This is a genomic window from Streptomyces sp. NPDC051041, from assembly GCF_044456065.1.
GTDB lineage: Bacteria > Actinomycetota > Actinomycetes > Streptomycetales > Streptomycetaceae > Streptomyces > Streptomyces glaucus.
The window spans coordinates 43,258-60,721 of sequence record NZ_JBITFM010000004.1; the positions used below are offsets into that span (position 1 = coordinate 43,258).

Genomic DNA, 17,464 nt, shown 5'->3' on the forward strand with positions numbered 1-17,464 from the left:
CGGCCCTCACGCACGTCCGCGCGTCCTACGGCAGCGCCAGCATCCGCTCCAGCGCCAGCTTCGCGAACGCCTCGGTCTCCTCGTCGACCTCGATGCGGTTGACGAGCTTGCCGTCGGCGAGGGACTCCAGGGCCCACACCAGGTGCGGCAGGTCGATGCGGTTCATCGTGGAGCAGAAGCACACCGTCCGGTCCAGGAACACGATCTCCTTGCCCTCGGGCGCGAACCGGTTCGCCAGCCGGCGGACCAGGTTCAGCTCCGTGCCGACGGCCCACTTGGAGCCGGCCGGCGCGGCCTCCAGGGTCTTGATGATGTACTCCGTCGAACCGACGTGATCGGCCGCCGCCACGACCTCGTGCCGGCACTCGGGGTGGACGAGGACGTTCACGCCCGGGATGCGCGCGCGCACCTCGTCGACCGAGTCCAGGCTGAAGCGGCCGTGCACCGAGCAGTGGCCGCGCCACAGGATCATCTTCGCGGCGCGCAGCTCGTCCGCGGTCAGCCCGCCGTTCGGCTTGTGCGGGTTGTAGACGACGCAGTCCTCCAGCGACATGCCCATGTCCCGCACCGCCGTGTTCCGGCCGAGGTGCTGGTCGGGCAGGAACAGGACCTTCTCGCCCTGCTGGAAGGCCCACTCCAGGGCCCGCCGGGCGTTCGACGAGGTGCAGATCGTCCCGCCGTGCTTGCCCGTGAACGCCTTGATGTCCGCCGAGGAGTTCATGTACGACACCGGCACGACCTGCTCGGCGACGCCGGCCTCGGTCAGCACGTCCCAGCACTCGGCGACCTGCTCGGCCGTGGCCATGTCGGCCATCGAGCAGCCGGCGGCCAGGTCCGGCAGGACGACCTTCTGGTCGTCGGAGGTCAGGATGTCGGCGGACTCGGCCATGAAGTGCACACCGCAGAACACGATGTACTCGGCCTCGGGGCGCGCGGCCGCGTCCCGCGCCAGCTTGAAGGAGTCTCCCGTGACGTCGGCGAACTGGATGACCTCGTCGCGCTGGTAGTGGTGGCCGAGCACGAAGACCTTGTCCCCGAGCCTCTCCTTGGCCCTGCGGGCGCGCTCCACCAGGTCCGGGTCGGACGGCGAGGGCAGGTCGCCGGGACACTCCACACCGCGCTCGCTCCTCGGGTCGGCCTCGCGGCCGAGGAGCAGCAGGGCGAGGGGCGTCGGCTGGACGTCGAGCTCCTGGGCTTGGGCGGTGGTCACGACACGCACCCTTTCTACTTTTCGTCGAATTGACGCTATCTATCATAACCGGTTCATGTCAGTTTGACGATGCCCATCGCGTCGGTGTGACGTGAATCCCGGCGGCGGTCCGCCGTCCGGACCGCTGTCCGCGCACCGGGGCATGTGCGAGCATGAAGGACACAAGCCGAGGAGAAAGTCGGGCTCGCCCGGAATGAATCCGCGGCGCCGCCGGTTGCAACCGTCGGCAAGCAGTCTCCGTACAACCCGGGAGAGATGTAGATGTCCGTATCGGACGAGACCACCACCGTCACCGACGGCATCATCCTGACCGACGCCGCCGCGGCCAAGGTCAAGGCCCTGCTCGACCAGGAAGGCCGTGACGACCTCGCCCTGCGCGTCGCCGTCCAGCCCGGTGGCTGCTCCGGCCTGCGCTACCAGCTCTTCTTCGACGAGCGTTCCCTCGACGGCGACGTGGAGAAGGACTTCGGCGGCGTGAAGGTCGTCACCGACCGGATGAGCGCTCCGTACCTGGGCGGCGCCACCATCGACTTCGTGGACACGATCGAGAAGCAGGGCTTCACGATCGACAACCCGAACGCGACGGGCTCCTGCGCCTGCGGCGACTCCTTCAGCTGAGCCGCGCCCGGCGAACGCGTGACGGGAAGGCGGCGGTCCCCTCCGGCGGGGCCGCCGCCTTCGCGCTCCTCCGGTCCCCGGGACGCGGGGAGCCCGCGCTAGCGCGTCCCGGACGGCGCCGGCAGCCGCGCCCCCGGCTTCCGCACCGGCACCCGGCTGCCGTCCGAGCCCACGACCGCACGGTCGCCGAGCGGCTCGTCCAGCCGCACGGTCCGCTCGTACTGCCGGGCGATCAGGATGCAGGCCCGGTCCGGATGCGGGGTCTCGGTCACCGTGACCGTCACCTCGCCGGCGCTCTCGGCCGCCTCCGCCGCGTAGTCGGCGCACACCCCGCCCGTGAAGGTCACGGTCAGCTCCCTGCCCTCGGCGGTGTAGCCCTCGACCCGGACGTCCCGGGGGGCCGGCGTCTCGGCCGGCCCCCCGGACGGCGTGCCGTCGGACGGCGCGGCGGAGGTCAGGTACTCCGGGTCGACCGCCGGATGCGCCACCGTGACGGTGTCCCGCGAGCCCGGCGCCCGCACCTCGAACAGCCAGGACGGCACCAGCGTCTGCCGCGCGCCGACGGAGTGCGAGGCCAGGCCGAAGACGGCCCGCTCGACCACGGCCGTCTCCCGCTCCGGGGCCGCCGCGGACGGACCGCAGGGCTCCTGCGCCCCGTCCGCCAGCGGCGCGGGACTGGCGCAGCCGCCGACGCCCGCGCGCGGGTCGGCCGCCGGCGCCGCGTTCATCAGCTCCAGCGTCCGCTCCGCGTCCAGGACGGGGTACGTGTCCCCCTTCACCGGCGCCTTCAGCAGACCGCTGCCGCCGACCACCTCGCCCGTCGCGCCGACGACCACCCCGGTCGTCCAGCCGTGGGTGGGCAGCCCGCCGACCACGGGGTCGGCGTTCACCACCCGCCGGGCGCCCATGACCTGACGCGCGTCGGCCTTCGCGTCGTCCTGGCCCACCGCCTTCAGCACGGGCGCGGCGGCCTTCCGCGCGGTCTCCTCGCCCACCGGGCCGCCGGACTTCCGCGCGCACGCGGTGGCGCCCCGGCAGTCGTCGGTGCCCGGCGCGTACCGGTGGAACGTCCACGCCCCGGGCGCCTGCCGCGCCACCCGCAGAACCGGCCCCGACCCGTCCTTCACCGCCCCGACCGTCCAGTCCCGGCCCCGTGCCACCGGTGTCCCCGGCACGCCGAGGGCCTTCGCCAGCCGCGCCACCTCCTCCGCGGCGACCTGTCCGGCCGGCCGGTACACGGGCGCCGAGCCGGGGCCCCGGGGGAGCGCGCCCGCGGCCCGGTGGACGACGCCGTAGGGGTCGGGCTCACCGGGCGCGACGCCGTTCGTGCCGCCCGGTGCGGGGCCGTCGAGGGCGAGCGGCGGGGGAGCGCCGCCGCCGGACGCCCCGGGCGCCGCGCCGCCGGCGACGTTCGCCGCCAGGTACGCCCCGCCGCCCCCGACGAGCAGGACGGCGGCGGCGCAGACGGCGACCAGCGGGGAGCGCCGCCGGGCCGGCCGCCCGCCCTCCCGCGCACCGCCGGCGCGGCCGGCGCCGCTCTTCGCGCCGGGCGTGCCGGCGCCCGCGGTTCCCGGCTCCGCCCGGACGCCCTGTTCCTCGGCGGAGCCGCCGGCGCCCGGCTCAGCCGGGGCGTCGTCGTGGTCGGGTCGCTCGGTGTTCACCGCATCGCTCCTTCGGCTGCGCGACTGTCCCGTACGACCCGCCCGCTTCGCGCACGGGCTGCCGGCGGGTCGTGTTCCGCGTCCCTCCACGGGGGACGGCGATGGGACGCAGCGGAGGAGCGCCCGGTTCCCCGCCGGGGCGGCGTCCGCTCAGTCGCCGTAGTCCGACATCGCGTCCAGCAGCCGCGCCGACGCCGGCGGCACCGTCACTCCGTGGAGGCGCGCGGGGGAGACCGGGGCGGGGGGCGTCCGCTCGGGGGCCGCCCAGTGCGGCACCATCCGGGCGCAGTCGCCGCGCAGCGACGCCAGGTCGCCGTCGGGGTCGGCCGGGGCGTACGCGGGAGCCTTCGGATTCGTCATAGCGGCACCGTAGGCATGCCCGATCCTGCGAAGAAAGATCTACTATCGGGTAGTTTTCCCCGCTTCAGCGGGCGTCCGCCCACCGGGTAGCGTGAACTGTCACACCGCCTCCCTCAGGAGAGAGTCCACGTCGTGCGCATCGCAGTCACCGGCTCCATCGCCACCGACCACCTCATGACCTTCCCCGGCCGCTTCGCCGACCAGCTCGTCGCGGACCAGCTGCACACGGTCTCGCTCTCCTTCCTGGTCGACCAGCTCGACGTGCGCCGGGGCGGCGTCGGCGCGAACATCGCCTTCGGCATGGGCCAGCTCGGCACCCGGCCGATCCTGGTGGGCGCGGCGGGCTCCGACTTCGACGAGTACCGGGCCTGGCTGGACCGCAACGGGGTCGACACCGACTCCGTCCGCATCTCCGAGACCCTGCACACCGCCCGCTTCGTCTGCACGACCGACGCCGACCACAACCAGATCGGCTCCTTCTACACGGGCGCCATGAGCGAGGCCCGCCTGATCGAGCTGCAGACCGTCGCCGACCGCGTCGGCGGCCTCGACCTGGTCCTCATCGGCGCGGACGACCCGGAGGCGATGCTCCGGCACACCGAGGAGTGCCGCTCCCGGAACATCCCGTTCGCCGCCGACTTCTCCCAGCAGATCGCCCGCATGGACGGCGAGGAGATCCGGATCCTGCTCGACGGGGCGACGTACCTGTTCTCCAACGAGTACGAGAAGGGCCTCATCGAGTCCAAGACCGGCTGGAGCGACGCCGAGATCCTCTCCCGGGTCGGCCACCGCGTGACCACGCTCGGCGCGCGCGGCGTGCGCATCGAGCGGGCCGGCGCGGACCCGGTCGAGGTCGGCTGCCCGGAGGAGGAGCGCAAGGCCGACCCCACCGGCGTCGGCGACGCCTTCCGCGCCGGTTTCCTCTCCGGCCTCGTCTGGGGCGTGTCCCTGGAGCGGGCCGCCCAGGTCGGCTGCATGCTCGCCACGCTGGTCATCGAGACGGTCGGCACCCAGGAGTACCAGCTGCGCCGGGCCCACTTCATGGAGCGCTTCACCAAGGCCTACGGCCACGAGGCCGCCGCCGAGGTGCAGGAGCACCTGGCCTGAGTCAGGAGAGCCGGCGGACCACGAACGCGCAGCCGCGGTCCGCCGGCTCCTCGCCGACGTACTCCTGCCCGCGCATCGCGCACCACGCCGGGATGTCCAGCCGCGCCGCCTCGTCGTCCGCGAGCACCCGGACGGTCCCGCCCACCGGGACGTCCCCGATCACCTTCGCCAGCTCGATCACCGGGACCGGGCAGAGCTTGCCGACCGCGTCGACGACGAGCGCGCCCTCGTGCACGACCGCCGCCGGCGCCGGCGCCCCGAGCTTCTCCCGGACCCCCGCCACCGCGTCCGGCAGCGCCGCCAGGAACCGCTCCACGTCCTCGGCCGGCGTCCCCGGCGGCAGCGACACCCGCACGTTGCCCTCGCTCAGCACCCCCATCGCCTTCAGCACATGGCTGGGCGTCAGCGTGCTGCTCGTACACGACGAACCGGACGAAACGGAGAAACCGGCACGGTCCAGCTCGTGCAGCAGCGCCTCCCCGTCGACGTAGAGGCAGGAGAAGGTGACGACGCCGGGCAGCCGGCGCACCGGGTCGCCCACCACCTCCACGTCCGGCACCAGCTCGGGCACCCGCGCCCGGATCCGCTCCGTCAGCTCCCGCAGCCGCGCCGCCTCTTCCGCCGCCTCGGCCCGCACCGCCCGCAGCGAGGCCGCCGCGGCGACGATCGCCGGGATGTTCTCGAACCCGGCAGCCCGCCCCGACTCCCGCTCGTCCGCCGGTCCTTGCGGCGCGAACCGCACCCCCTTGCGCACGACGAGCAGCCCGACCCCCGACGGCCCGCCCCACTTGTGGGCGCTGGCCGCGAGCAGCGACCAGTCGCCCCCGACCCGCCCCCACCCCAGCGACTGCGCCGCGTCCACCAGCAGCGGCACCCCCGCCGCACGGCACGCCTCGGCCACCTCGGCCACCGGCTGCTCCGTGCCCACCTCGTGGTTGGCCGACTGCAGACAGGCCAGCGCGGTGTCCGGGCGCAGGGCGGCCGCGTACGCCTCCGGCGCCACCGCACCCGTACGGTCCACCGCCACCCGGGTGACCGGCCCGCCGTCGGCCTCGTGCACCTCGGCCGCGTGCAGCACCGAGGAGTGTTCGACCGCTGACACGATCAGGTGACGCCCGGCGCGCCGCCGTCCGGCCAGCGCCCCCGCGATGCCGGAGTGCACCGCCCGCGTGCCGGAGGAGGTGAACACCAACTCGTCCGGCCGGCACCCGACCAGCTCCGCGGCCGTCTCGCGCGCGGCGTCCAGCAGCAGACGGGCCCGGCGGCCCTCCCGGTACAACCGGGCGGGATCGGCCCACCCCTCGTCGAGGGAGGCCAACAGGGCCTGACGGGCGACGGGATGGAGCGGAGCGGCGGAGGCGGCATCGAAGTAGGGCACACCGCAACGCTAAGCGCCCGAGGGGGCGCGGGACAGCACCGGTGCGCGACCGCGCCGCGCGGGCGCGCCGCGCCCGCACCACCCGTGCCCGCCGCGCGAGTCGGGGCCCCGAGCCGGCAAGCGCCCCTCGGAGTGACCCGCGGCGCGTATGGGCACCCTCCCCGCGACCCCCCGGAGGGCGTCGGCTAGGGTTTGGTCCGCATAAACATCCAAACCCCTGCCCGACGCAGGGCGGCGACCGACCAGCGAGAAGGCCGCAGCCGATGCGCGCGGGCGAGACTCTCGGGAAGGCGCTACGTGAGTCCCAACGGCTCCGACCGCTCGCCGCGGCGCCCGATGCGGCGGAAGCTGCTGCAGGCACTGACCGCGGGCCTGGTCCTGGCGACCGCCACCGGTTGCACATGGGAGGACTTCCCCCGCCTTGGCATGCCCACCCCCACCACGGAAGAGGCTCCGCGGATCCTCTCCCTGTGGCAGGGTTCCTGGGCTGCCGCGCTCGCCGTCGGCGTGCTGGTGTGGGGCCTGATCCTGTGGAGTGCTTTCTTCCACCGGCGCAGCCGCACCAAGGTCGAAATCCCCCCGCAGACCCGGTACAACATGCCCATCGAGGCGCTGTACACGGTCGTCCCGCTCATCATCGTCTCGGTGCTCTTCTACTTCACCGCCCGCGACGAGTCCGAGCTTCTCAAGCTGGAGAAGAAGCCCGACGTCACGGTCAACGTGGTCGGTTTCCAGTGGAGCTGGTGCTTCAACTACGTCGAGAGCGTCGACGGTTCCTCCGGTGACGCCAAGACCGCCAAGGAACTGGACGCGGTCCCCGACCGCTACAAGGAGGCCTTCCCGGCGAACGCCGGCGGCGTCCACGACTGCGGCATCCCCTCCACGCGCAACCCGCAGACGGGCAACCCGGGCCCGACCCTGTGGCTGCCCGAGGGCAAGCGGGTCCGCTTCGTCCTGACCTCGCGTGACGTCATCCACTCCTTCTGGGTGGTGCCGTTCCTGATGAAGCAGGACGTCATCCCGGGCCAGACCAACGCCTTCGAGGTGACCCCCAACCGGGAGGGCACCTTCAAGGGCAAGTGCGCCGAGCTCTGCGGCGTCGACCACTCCCGGATGCTGTTCAACGTGAAGGTCGTCTCCCCCGAGCGCTACGAGCAGCACCTCAAGGACCTCGTGAAGAAGGGGCAGACCGGTTACGTTCCCGCCGGCATCGAGCAGGCGGGTCCCGAGAAGAACCGGGAGTCGAACATCCTGTGAGCATCCTCAACGAACCCCAGGGTGCCGCGGCAGCAGGGTCCCACTATGAGGACGAGCTGCCGGTCCGGCGCCAGAAGCGCGGCAGCGTCGTGATCAAGTGGCTGACGACCACGGACCACAAGACGATCGGCACGCTGTATCTGGTCACGTCGTTCGCGTTCTTCTGCATCGGCGGCGTCATGGCGCTGTTCATGCGCGCCGAGCTGGCCCGGCCGGGCCTGCAGATCATGTCGAACGAGCAGTTCAACCAGGCGTTCACGATGCACGGCACGATCATGCTGCTGATGTTCGCGACGCCGCTGTTCGCCGGTTTCGCCAACTGGATCATGCCGCTGCAGATCGGCGCGCCGGACGTGGCCTTCCCCCGGCTGAACATGTTCGCCTACTGGCTGTACCTGTTCGGCTCGCTCATCGCCGTGGGCGGTTTCCTCACCCCGCAGGGCGCGGCCGACTTCGGCTGGTTCGCCTACGCCCCGCTGTCGGACGCGGTGCACTCGCCGGGTCTGGGCGGTGACCTGTGGATCATGGGCCTGGCCTTCTCCGGCTTCGGCACGATCCTCGGCTCGGTCAACTTCATCACCACGATCATCTGCATGCGCGCGCCGGGCATGACCATGTTCCGCATGCCGATCTTCACCTGGAACGTGCTGCTGACCGGTGTCCTGGTCCTGCTGGCCTTCCCCGTGCTGGCGGCGGCGCTGTTCGCGCTGGAGGCGGACCGCAAGTTCGGCGCCCACGTCTTCGACTCGGCCAACGGCGGCGCGCTGCTGTGGCAGCACCTGTTCTGGTTCTTCGGCCACCCCGAGGTCTACATCATCGCGCTGCCGTTCTTCGGCATCATCTCCGAGGTGATCCCGGTCTTCTCCCGCAAGCCGATGTTCGGCTACATGGGACTGGTCGGCGCGACGATCGCGATCGCGGGTCTGTCCGTGACGGTGTGGGCGCACCACATGTACGTCACCGGCGGTGTGCTGCTGCCGTTCTTCTCCTTCATGACGTTCCTGATCGCCGTCCCGACCGGTGTGAAGTTCTTCAACTGGATCGGCACCATGTGGAAGGGCTCGCTGTCCTTCGAGACGCCGATGCTGTGGGCGATGGGCTTCCTCATCACCTTCACCTTCGGTGGTCTGACCGGCGTCATCCTGGCCTCGCCGCCGATGGACTTCCACATCTCCGACTCGTACTTCGTGGTGGCCCACTTCCACTACGTCGTCTTCGGCACGGTCGTCTTCGCGATGTTCGCCGGCTTCCACTTCTGGTGGCCGAAGTTCACCGGCAAGCTGCTCGACGAGCGCCTCGGCAAGATCACCTTCTGGACGCTGTTCATCGGCTTCCACGGCACCTTCCTGGTCCAGCACTGGCTGGGCGCCGAGGGCATGCCGCGCCGGTACGCCGACTACCTGGCGGCCGACGGCTTCACCGCCCTGAACACGATCTCGACGATCGCCTCGTTCCTGCTCGGCATGTCGATCCTGCCGTTCTTCTACAACGTGTGGAAGACGGCCAAGTACGGCAAGCCGGTCGGCGTGGACGACCCGTGGGGCTACGGCCGCTCGCTGGAGTGGGCCACCTCCTGCCCGCCGCCGCGGCACAACTTCCTCACCCTGCCGCGGATCCGCAGTGAATCCCCGGCGTTCGACCTGCACCACCCGGAGATCGCCGCTCTCGACCAGCTCGAGAACGTCGGCCACGGCGACAAGGCCCTCGCTGGCGGCAAGGAGGCCGGCAAGTGAAGATCCAGGGCAAGATGTTCATGTGGCTGAGCGTCTTCATCCTCGTCATGGCGATCGTCTATGGCTGGTGGTCGAAGGAGCCGGCCGGCACCACGGCCCTCTTCCTGGCGTTCGGCCTGGCCATCATGATCGGCTTCTACCTCGGCTTCACGGCCAAGCGGGTCGACGTGGGCGCCCAGGACGACAAGGAAGCGGACGTCGCGGACGACGCCGGCGAGATCGGGTTCTTCAGCCCGCACAGCTGGCAGCCGCTCTTCCTGGCGGTCGGCGGCGCGTTCGCCTTCCTGGCGGTCGCGGTCGGCTGGTGGCTGATGTACTTCTCGGCACCGCTGATGCTGATCGCCCTCTGGGGCTGGGTCTTCGAGTACTACCGCGGTGAGAACCGCACCCAGTGACCCGCGCCGAGCGCATCGGGGCCCGGACACTCCGTCAGGAGCGTCCGGGCCCCTGCTCGTGCCGCACCGCGGATCCCCCGCTCGGCTTCCCCACCGCGCCGCCGCCCGGGAAGCTCCCTAGCGTGAGGTCATGAGCCACACCGCTGATTCCCGGGGTGCCGCAGCCGGCCCGCGCACCCCCGCCGCCGTCGGCTGCACCCTGCTGGTGATCGCCCTCGGCGCGGGCGCCACCTCCTGCGACAGCGGCCATCCGCTGGCGGCCGAACCGTACGACGCGACCGACCGGATCTCCTTCAGCGGTTCCCTCGGCCCCGGGAAGAAGGCCGATCCGGACCAGCCCCTGGAAGTCGTCGCCAAGGACCCCGACGGGCGCATCACGGACGTCACCGTCCACGACGCCACAGGCCGGTACGTCGCGGGCGAACTCGCCGCCGACGGCAGCCGCTGGCACAGCACCTCACCACTGGCCGCCGGCGCCCGCTACACGGTCCGGGTGAGCACCGAGGACCAGGACGGGGCGCCCGGCCGCAAGGTCATCACCTTCGACACCGGCAGGCCCCTGACCAAGAAGCGCCTGAACGTCGACCTCGGACCCGGGAAGGGCACGTACGGTGTCGGCCGGCCCGTCACGGCCGAACTGAACCGGCCGGTCCGGGACCGGGCCCAGCGCGCCGTCGTCGAACGCGCCCTCAAGGTCGACTCCACGCCCGCCGTGCAGGGCGCCTGGCACTGGGTGAACGACAGGGAGCTCCACTACCGCCCCAAGGAGTACTGGCCCGCCCACGCCACCGTCCGGGTGCGCAGCAACCTGGCCGGCATCAAGGTCGGCGACCGGCTGTGGGGCGGCACGGCCGAACCCCTGGAGTTCAGCACGGGCGACCGGGTCGAGGCCCTCACGGACGCCGCCGCCCACTGGATGAAGGTTTACAAGAACGGGAAGGAGGTCCGGACCATCCCCGTCACCACCGGCAAACCCGGCTTCGAGACCCGCAACGGCATCAAGGTCGTCCTCGGCAAGGAACGCTTCGTGCGGATGCGCAGCAGCACCCTCGGCATCGCCGAGGACTCGGCCGAGTCCTACGACCTGCCCGTCCACTTCGCCACCCGCGTCACCTGGAGCGGCGAGTACCTGCACGCCGCCCCCTGGTCCGAGGGCTCCCAGGGCTCCGCCAACGTCAGCCACGGCTGCACCGGCATGAGCACCGAGAACGCCAAATGGTTCTTCGAGAACGTCCGCGAGGGTGACGTCGTCAAGGTCGTCAACTCCCGGGGCGAGACGATGACGCCCTTCGGCAACGGCTTCGGCGACTGGAACCTGCCCTGGCGGAAGTGGCGCCAGGGCAGCGCCCTCACCACCGGCGACCCCGACGGCCCGGCCCCGGCCGGCCGCGCCGGGCTGAGACCCCAGAGCCGGTGAGAGCCCGGACCGGCCCGGCGGCAGACCTCAGACGCGCTGCAGCCGCTTCTCCCGCAGCAGGGAGGCGAGCGCCGCCGCGAACTCCACCGGCTCCACCGGCAGCGTCACCGCGGCGTCCGCCCGGCTCCAGGTCGCCAGCCACGCGTCCTGCGGCCGCCCGATCAGCAGCAGCACCGGCGGGCAGTCGAACACCTCGTCCTTGATCTGCCGGCACATCCCCATGCCCCCCATGGGCACGGCCTCGCCGTCCAGGACGCAGACGTCGACCCCGCCCCTGCCCAGCTCCCGCAGCACCGCCTGGGGCGTCGCGCACTCCACGAACTCCACCGCGGGGGCGTCGGGCGCCGGCCGCCGGCCGGTGGCCAGCCGCACCTGCTCGCGGGTGTTGGAGTCGTCGCTGTAGACCAGCACCGTGGCGGTCGGCTGCATGGTTCCTCCGTGACGTCAGCGTCGTAAGGACAGGCCCGATGGGCGGATGCTACTCCCTCGGGCACCACGTCAACAGCGGTGCGAACCGGCAAGACACTCCGAACGGCACCCCCGGAGTGAGGGCGGGATAAGCGACCGACATAATGTCGGTCGTGGCGACAGCAACGACAGTAGAAACCGGGCACGCGCACCCGTCGGTCAATCGGCCGAACCTCACCAGCGTCGGAACCATCATCTGGCTGAGTTCCGAGCTGATGTTCTTCGCGGCCCTCTTCGCGATGTACTTCACCCTGCGCTCGGTGACCGGGCCCGACTTCTGGTCGGAGAAGGCCGACGCCCTGAACTTCCCGTTCTCGGCGACCAACACCACGATCCTGGTGCTCTCCTCCCTCACCTGCCAGCTCGGCGTGTTCGCCGCCGAGCGCGGTGACGTGAAGAAGCTCCGGATGTGGTTCATCGTCACCTTCATCATGGGTGCGATCTTCATCGGCGGCCAGGTCTTCGAGTACACCGAGCTGGTCAAGCACGAGGGCCTGTCGCTCTCGTCCGACCCGTACGGCTCGGTCTTCTACCTGACCACCGGCTTCCACGGCCTGCACGTGACGGGCGGTCTCATCGCCTTCCTGCTGGTCCTCGGCCGGACCTACGCGGCCCGGAGGTTCACCCACGAGCAGGCGACCGCCGCCATCGTCGTGTCCTACTACTGGCACTTCGTCGATGTGGTCTGGATCGGCCTCTTCGCCACGATCTACATGATCAAGTAAGTCGCGGCCTCCCGCGACATCCCAGAAGCATCGACGCAGAAAATCCTGACACCGGGGTAATCCGTGAAAAAGCTCTCCGCACGACGACGCCATCCGCTGGCGGCGCTCGTCGTCCTACTCCTCGCGCTGGCATGCACCGGGGGGCTGTACGCCGCGTTCGCACCCGCGAGCAAGGCGCAGGCCGACGAAACCGCCCAGTCCCTCACCATCGAGGAGGGCAAGAAGCTCTACACCGTGGGCTGCGCCAGCTGCCACGGCACCGGTGGTCAGGGCACCTCCGACGGTCCGAGCCTGGTGGGCGTGGGCGCCGCGGCCGTCGACTTCCAGGTGGGCACCGGCCGTATGCCGGCCCAGCAGCCGGGCGCGCAGGTCCCGGACAAGCCGAGCATCTACTCCCAGGCCCAGATCGACCAGCTGGCGGCGTACATCGCCTCGCTCGGCGCCGGCCCGGCCATCCCGACGGAGGAGCAGTACAGCCCCGAGGGGGCGGACATCGCCAAGGGCGGTGACCTCTTCCGCACCAACTGCGCGCAGTGTCACAATTTCACCGGTAAGGGCGGTGCGCTGACCCACGGCAAGTACGCGCCGAGCCTGGAGGGCGTCTCCGAGAAGCACATCTACGAGGCCATGCAGACCGGCCCGCAGAACATGCCCTCCTTCCCCGACACCACGCTGACCGAGCAGAACAAGAAGGACATCATCGCGTACCTGAACGCGGTCAACGGCGAAGAGAGCGCGAGCTACGGCGGCCTCGAGCTGGGCGGCATCGGCCCCGTGGCCGAGGGTCTGTTCGGCTGGATCTTCGGTCTCGGCACCCTGGTCGCCGTCGCCGTGTGGGTTGCCGCTCGGACCGCAAAGGCCAAGAAGTCATGAGTAGCCAAGACATTCCCGAAGAGAACCTGCCCGCGCAGGGCACCACCCAGAGCGCGGTAGGCGTCGCGGACGAGAAGCACCCGTTCGCCGACCCGGGCCTGCCGCCCCACGAGCACCGGATCCAGGACGTCGACGAGCGGGCCGCCAAGCGGTCCGAGCGCACCGTCGCCCTGCTGTTCACGGTGTCGATGCTGGCCACCATCGGCTTCATCGCCTCGTTCGTGGCGATCCCGGTCGAGAAGACGGTCCACATCTTCCCGCTGGGCCACATCAGCGCGCTGAACTTCGCGCTCGGTCTGACGCTCGGCATCGCCCTGTTCACCATCGGCGTGGGCGCGGTCCACTGGGCCCGCACGCTGATGTCCGACGCGGAATTCGCCGACGACCGCCACCCGGTCGAGGCGGACGAGCAGGTCCGCGCCAAGGTCCACGCCGACTTCCGGCAGGGCGCCAAGGAGTCCCAGCTGGGCCGGCGCAAGCTGATCCGCAACACCATGCTCGGCGCGCTCACGCTGGTGCCGCTCTCCGGCGTCGTGCTGCTGCGCGACCTCGGCCCGCTGCCCGGGGAGAAGCTGCGCCACACCCTGTGGTCCAAGGGCAAGCTGCTCGTCAACATGAACACGAACGAGCCGCTGCGCCCCTCCGACGTCGCCGTCGGCTCGCTCACCTTCGCCAAGCCCGAGGGCCTGGAGGAGCACGACCACGGGTTCCAGAACGAGATCGCCAAGGCCGCCCTGATGATCGTCCGGATCCAGCCGGAGGACATCAAGGACAAGCGCGAGCTCGAGTGGTCGCACGAGGGCATCGTCGCGTACTCGAAGATCTGCACCCACGTCGGCTGCCCGATCTCCCTGTACGAGCAGCAGACGCACCACGTGCTGTGCCCCTGCCACCAGTCCACCTTCGACCTCGCCGACGGAGCCCGGGTCATCTTCGGCCCCGCCGGTCACCCGCTGCCGCAGCTGCGCATCGGCGTGAACGACGAGGGCTACCTCGAAGCGCTCGGCGACTTCGAAGAGCCCGTCGGTCCTGCTTACTGGGAGCGCGGATGAGCACTACAGCCCCCAACGAGTCCCGCTCTCGCGGGAAGGCACCGGCCGGCGAGCGCCTCGCCGACTGGGCCGACGGCCGGCTGGGGATCTACTCCCTGGCCAAGGCCAACATGCGCAAGATCTTCCCGGACCACTGGTCCTTCATGCTGGGCGAGGTCTGCCTCTACACCTTCATCATCATCATCCTCACGGGTGTGTACCTGACGCTGTTCTTCCACCCGTCGATGAACGAGGTGGAGTACCACGGCTCCTACGTGCCCATGCAGGGCCAGCTGATGAGCGAGGCCTACAAGTCGACGCTGGACATCAGCTTCGACGTGCGCGGCGGTCTGCTGATCCGGCAGATCCACCACTGGGCCGCGGTCATCTTCCTCGCCGGCATGTTCGTGCACATGATGCGCGTCTTCTTCACCGGCGCGTTCCGCAAGCCGCGCGAGGTCAACTGGCTGTTCGGCTTCCTGCTGCTCGTCCTCGGCATGTTCACCGGTTTCACCGGCTACTCGCTCCCGGACGACCTGCTCTCCGGCACCGGTGTCCGCTTCACCCAGGGCGCGATCCTGTCCGTGCCGATCGTCGGCACGTACATCTCGATGTTCCTGTTCGGCGGCGAGTTCCCCGGCGACGACTTCGTCGCCCGGTTCTACTCGATCCACATCCTGCTGCTGCCGGGCATCATGCTCGGGCTCGTGGTGGCCCACCTGATCCTGGTCTTCTACCACAAGCACACGCAGTTCGCGGGTCCCGGACGCACCAACAACAACGTCGTCGGCATGCCGCTGCTGCCGGTCTACATGGCGAAGGCCGGAGGCTTCTTCTTCCTGGTCTTCGGCGTCATCGCCGCCCTCGCCGGCATCGCGTCCATCAACCCGATCTGGGTGCTGGGCCCGTACCGTCCGGACCAGGTGTCCACGGGCGCCCAGCCCGACTGGTACATGGGCTTCGCCGAGGGCCTGGTCCGCGCCATGCCCGGCTGGGAGATCGACTTCTGGGGTCACACGCTGGCCCTGGGCGTCTTCATCCCGCTGGTGCTCTTCGGCCTGTTCCTCGCCGTGATGGCCCTCTACCCGTTCATCGAGGCCTGGATCACCGGGGACAAGCGTGAGCACCACCTGCTGGACCGGCCGCGCAACGCCCCGACCCGCACCGCCCTGGGCGTCGCCTGGGTCACCGCGTACATGATCATGCTGATCGGCGGTGGCAACGACATCATCGCCACCCACTTCAAGCTGTCGATCAACGCGGTCACCTGGTTCGTCCGGATCGGGTTCTTCGTCGGCCCGGTCATCGCCTTCGTCATCACCAAGCGGATCTGCCTCGGCCTGCAGCGCCGGGACAAGGAGAAGGTGCTGCACGGCCGCGAGACGGGCATCATCAAGCGGCTGCCGCACGGCGAGTTCATCGAGGTGCACGAGCCGCTCAGCCAGGAGCAGCTGCACACCCTCACCGCGCACGAGCAGTACAAGCCGCTCGAACTCGGCCCGACGGTCGACGAGAACGGCGTCCAGCGCAAGGTGACGGGCTCCGACCGGCTGCGCGCCAAGCTCAGCAAGGCGTACTACGGCGAGGAGTCCCAGGTTCCGAAGCCGACCGTCGAGGAGTACAAGGAGATCACGAGCGGCCACGGCCACCACTGATCACTGCGTCGCCACGCCACGGCCGAAGGGCCCCGTCCGGTGTTCGGACGGGGCCCTTCGCCCTGCCCGGGGGTGGATAGGGTGGGAGGCGCCAACGACGCGTACGACGACCAGGAGCGGCTGATGAGCGCTGTGACCCCCGCTGGAGGCGACACCGCGGCGGGCCGCACCTGGCCCGCCCTGCTGAACGGCCTGCTGGACGGCCGGGACCTGTCGTCCGACGACACCGCCTGGGCCATGGACCTGATCATGCGCGGGGAGGCGACCGACGCGCAGATCGCCGGGTTCGCGGTGGCGCTGCGGGCCAAGGGGGAGACCGTCGAGGAGATCTCCGGTCTCGTCCGGACCATGTACGAGCACGCCCACGTGATCGAGGTGCCGGGGCGGACCGTCGACATCGTCGGCACCGGCGGCGACGGCGCGAAGACGGTCAACATCTCCACCATGTCGGCGATCGTCGTCGCCGGCACCGGCACCAGGGTCGTCAAGCACGGCAACCGGGCCGCGTCCTCGGCGTCCGGGGCCTCCGACGTGCTGGAGAAGCTCGGCGTCAACCTGGAACTGCCGCCGCGGCGGGTGGCGGAGGTCGCCGAGGAGGCCGGGATCACCTTCTGCTTCGCGGTGAAGTTCCACCCGGCGCTGCGCCACGTGGCCGCGGCACGCGGCCAGCTGGGGATCCGGACGACGTTCAACTTCCTCGGTCCGCTGACCAACCCGGCGCAGGTGAAGGCCCAGGCGGTGGGCGTCGCCGACCCGCGGATGGCGCCGATCGTCGCGGGCGTCTTCGCCGAGCGCGGCAACTCCTCGCTGGTGTTCCGGGGCGACGACGGCCTCGACGAGCTGACGGTCACCGCCACCTCCCGGGTGTGGGTCGTCCGCGACGGCAAGGTGACCGAGGAGACCTTCGACCCGCGGGACGTCGGCGTCGGCCTGGTGCCGGTGGAGGCGCTGCGGGGCGCCGACGCCTCCTACAACGCCGAGGTGGCGCGGCGGCTGCTGGACGGTGAGACGGGGCCGGTGCGGGACGCCGTCCTGCTGAACTCCGCGGCGGCGCTGGTGGCGCTGGAGCCGACGGCGGCGCCGCTGACCGAGCAGATCCGCGCCGGGATGGCGAAGGCGGCGGAGTCCATCGACTCGGGCGCGGCGAAGCGGACGCTGGAACGGTGGGTGGCCGCCAGCAACAAGTGAGCGGCTCCGCCCGGTGCCGGTGCTCCGCGGGAGCGCCGGCACCTTCTCGTGTCCCGGTATCCGGACATCGGTTGCGCACCGGCGACCGGTTCGCATACGTTCCCGCACAGGTCATGAGCGACAGCCATCAGGCCCCGGCCGGCTGTCCGGCAACCCTCCGTCCGTGGCGGGGTGCCCCGGGTGAGGACCAGGCCGCAGGCAGCAAGGTCTGCGGCAAGCGCGGACCCCTCGCGAAACCAGGGGTCCTGGTCGTTCGAGGGAGCCTTCCGTGAGCAAGCGAATGCGTTAGGGCCGCAGAGCCCCGCCTCCGCACACCCTCTTCCGCCTTCCCCACGCCTGAGCCGTGCGCGCTCGCGTGCCGGATCCGCCTGCCTTCCACGGGAGTACA

The 17,464-nt window shown here is 70.9% G+C and carries 16 protein-coding genes and 1 riboswitch; of the genes, 11 read left to right on the top strand and 5 right to left on the bottom strand.

Going from position 1 to position 17,464, the window contains the following annotated elements:
* Positions 1 to 25: 25 nt before the first annotated feature.
* Entirely contained in the window at positions 26 to 1,210 is a 1,185-nt protein-coding gene (gene nadA / locus ACIBAI_RS08885) for a quinolinate synthase NadA (protein WP_399032301.1), read from the bottom strand.
* Positions 1,211 to 1,471: 261 nt separating this feature from the next.
* Between nadA and ACIBAI_RS08890 the strand changes: the two genes are divergently transcribed.
* Positions 1,472 to 1,828 carry an iron-sulfur cluster assembly accessory protein gene (locus ACIBAI_RS08890; protein WP_028422454.1) on the top strand — a complete coding sequence of 119 codons (357 nt, stop codon included), beginning with the start codon at positions 1,472 to 1,474 and terminating at the stop codon, positions 1,826 to 1,828.
* A 98-nt stretch (positions 1,829 to 1,926) separates the two neighbouring features.
* Here the strand turns inward: ACIBAI_RS08890 and ACIBAI_RS08895 are convergent, their stop codons facing one another.
* Entirely contained in the window at positions 1,927 to 3,489 is a 1,563-nt protein-coding gene (locus tag ACIBAI_RS08895; RefSeq protein WP_399032303.1) for a hypothetical protein, read from the bottom strand.
* Between the two features lie 150 nt (positions 3,490 to 3,639).
* Positions 3,640 to 3,849, bottom strand: coding sequence for a hypothetical protein (locus ACIBAI_RS08900; protein WP_399032305.1), 210 nt, complete (start codon positions 3,847 to 3,849; stop codon positions 3,640 to 3,642).
* A 132-nt stretch (positions 3,850 to 3,981) separates the two neighbouring features.
* Between ACIBAI_RS08900 and ACIBAI_RS08905 the strand changes: the two genes are divergently transcribed.
* Positions 3,982 to 4,956: a carbohydrate kinase family protein gene (locus ACIBAI_RS08905; RefSeq protein WP_344608593.1), complete on the top strand. Its 975-nt coding sequence runs from the start codon at positions 3,982 to 3,984 to the stop codon at positions 4,954 to 4,956.
* Position 4,957: 1 nt separating this feature from the next.
* Here the strand turns inward: ACIBAI_RS08905 and ACIBAI_RS08910 are convergent, their stop codons facing one another.
* The gene (locus ACIBAI_RS08910; protein ID WP_399032307.1) at positions 4,958 to 6,334 is read right to left on the bottom strand and encodes a cysteine desulfurase/sulfurtransferase TusA family protein; all 1,377 of its coding nucleotides are present in this window, start codon (positions 6,332 to 6,334) and stop codon (positions 4,958 to 4,960) included.
* 297 nt (positions 6,335 to 6,631) lie between these two features.
* On the opposite strand from ACIBAI_RS08910, the gene coxB reads away from it, so the two are divergent.
* The 4 genes from coxB (at position 6,632) to ACIBAI_RS08930 (ending at position 11,136) form a co-directional block, all read left to right on the top strand.
* On the top strand, positions 6,632 to 7,591 hold the full coding sequence (gene coxB, locus ACIBAI_RS08915) for a cytochrome c oxidase subunit II (protein ID WP_399032309.1): 960 nt from the start codon (positions 6,632 to 6,634) through the stop codon (positions 7,589 to 7,591).
* Positions 7,588 to 9,324 carry a cytochrome c oxidase subunit I gene (gene ctaD / locus ACIBAI_RS08920; RefSeq protein ID WP_399032311.1) on the top strand — a complete coding sequence of 579 codons (1,737 nt, stop codon included), beginning with the start codon at positions 7,588 to 7,590 and terminating at the stop codon, positions 9,322 to 9,324. The genes coxB and ctaD overlap by 4 nt, the downstream gene beginning before the upstream one ends.
* A complete protein-coding gene (locus ACIBAI_RS08925; RefSeq protein WP_399032312.1) occupies positions 9,321 to 9,719 on the top strand; it encodes a cytochrome c oxidase subunit 4 in 399 nt (132 codons plus the stop codon). Before ctaD ends, ACIBAI_RS08925 begins: the two co-directional genes overlap by 4 nt.
* A gap of 130 nt (positions 9,720 to 9,849) precedes the next feature.
* A complete protein-coding gene (locus ACIBAI_RS08930) occupies positions 9,850 to 11,136 on the top strand; it encodes an Ig-like domain-containing protein (protein ID WP_399032314.1) in 1,287 nt (428 codons plus the stop codon).
* 27 nt (positions 11,137 to 11,163) lie between these two features.
* Here ACIBAI_RS08930 and ACIBAI_RS08935 read toward each other — a convergent pair whose 3' ends face one another.
* Positions 11,164 to 11,565: a hypothetical protein gene (locus ACIBAI_RS08935; protein WP_399032316.1), complete on the bottom strand. Its 402-nt coding sequence runs from the start codon at positions 11,563 to 11,565 to the stop codon at positions 11,164 to 11,166.
* Between the two features lie 143 nt (positions 11,566 to 11,708).
* Here ACIBAI_RS08935 and ACIBAI_RS08940 point away from each other — a divergent pair, with 143 nt between their 5' ends.
* The 5 genes from ACIBAI_RS08940 to trpD all read left to right on the top strand — a co-directional run bounded on the left by ACIBAI_RS08940 (position 11,709) and on the right by trpD (position 17,076).
* A complete protein-coding gene (locus ACIBAI_RS08940) occupies positions 11,709 to 12,329 on the top strand; it encodes a heme-copper oxidase subunit III (protein ID WP_344608606.1) in 621 nt (206 codons plus the stop codon).
* Positions 12,330 to 12,392: 63 nt separating this feature from the next.
* The gene (locus tag ACIBAI_RS08945) at positions 12,393 to 13,202 is read left to right on the top strand and encodes a c-type cytochrome (RefSeq protein ID WP_399032318.1); all 810 of its coding nucleotides are present in this window, start codon (positions 12,393 to 12,395) and stop codon (positions 13,200 to 13,202) included.
* Positions 13,199 to 14,254 (top strand): Rieske 2Fe-2S domain-containing protein, encoded by a 1,056-nt coding sequence (locus ACIBAI_RS08950; RefSeq protein ID WP_399032320.1) that lies wholly within the window; start codon positions 13,199 to 13,201, stop codon positions 14,252 to 14,254. The genes ACIBAI_RS08945 and ACIBAI_RS08950 overlap by 4 nt, the downstream gene beginning before the upstream one ends.
* The gene (locus ACIBAI_RS08955) at positions 14,251 to 15,888 is read left to right on the top strand and encodes a cytochrome bc complex cytochrome b subunit (protein WP_399032322.1); all 1,638 of its coding nucleotides are present in this window, start codon (positions 14,251 to 14,253) and stop codon (positions 15,886 to 15,888) included. The genes ACIBAI_RS08950 and ACIBAI_RS08955 overlap by 4 nt, the downstream gene beginning before the upstream one ends.
* 123 nt (positions 15,889 to 16,011) lie before the next feature.
* On the top strand, positions 16,012 to 17,076 hold the full coding sequence (gene trpD / locus ACIBAI_RS08960) for an anthranilate phosphoribosyltransferase (protein WP_399032886.1): 1,065 nt from the start codon (positions 16,012 to 16,014) through the stop codon (positions 17,074 to 17,076).
* 109 nt (positions 17,077 to 17,185) lie between these two features.
* Positions 17,186 to 17,302: riboswitch (SAM riboswitch) on the top strand.
* Positions 17,303 to 17,464 lie beyond the last annotated feature (162 nt).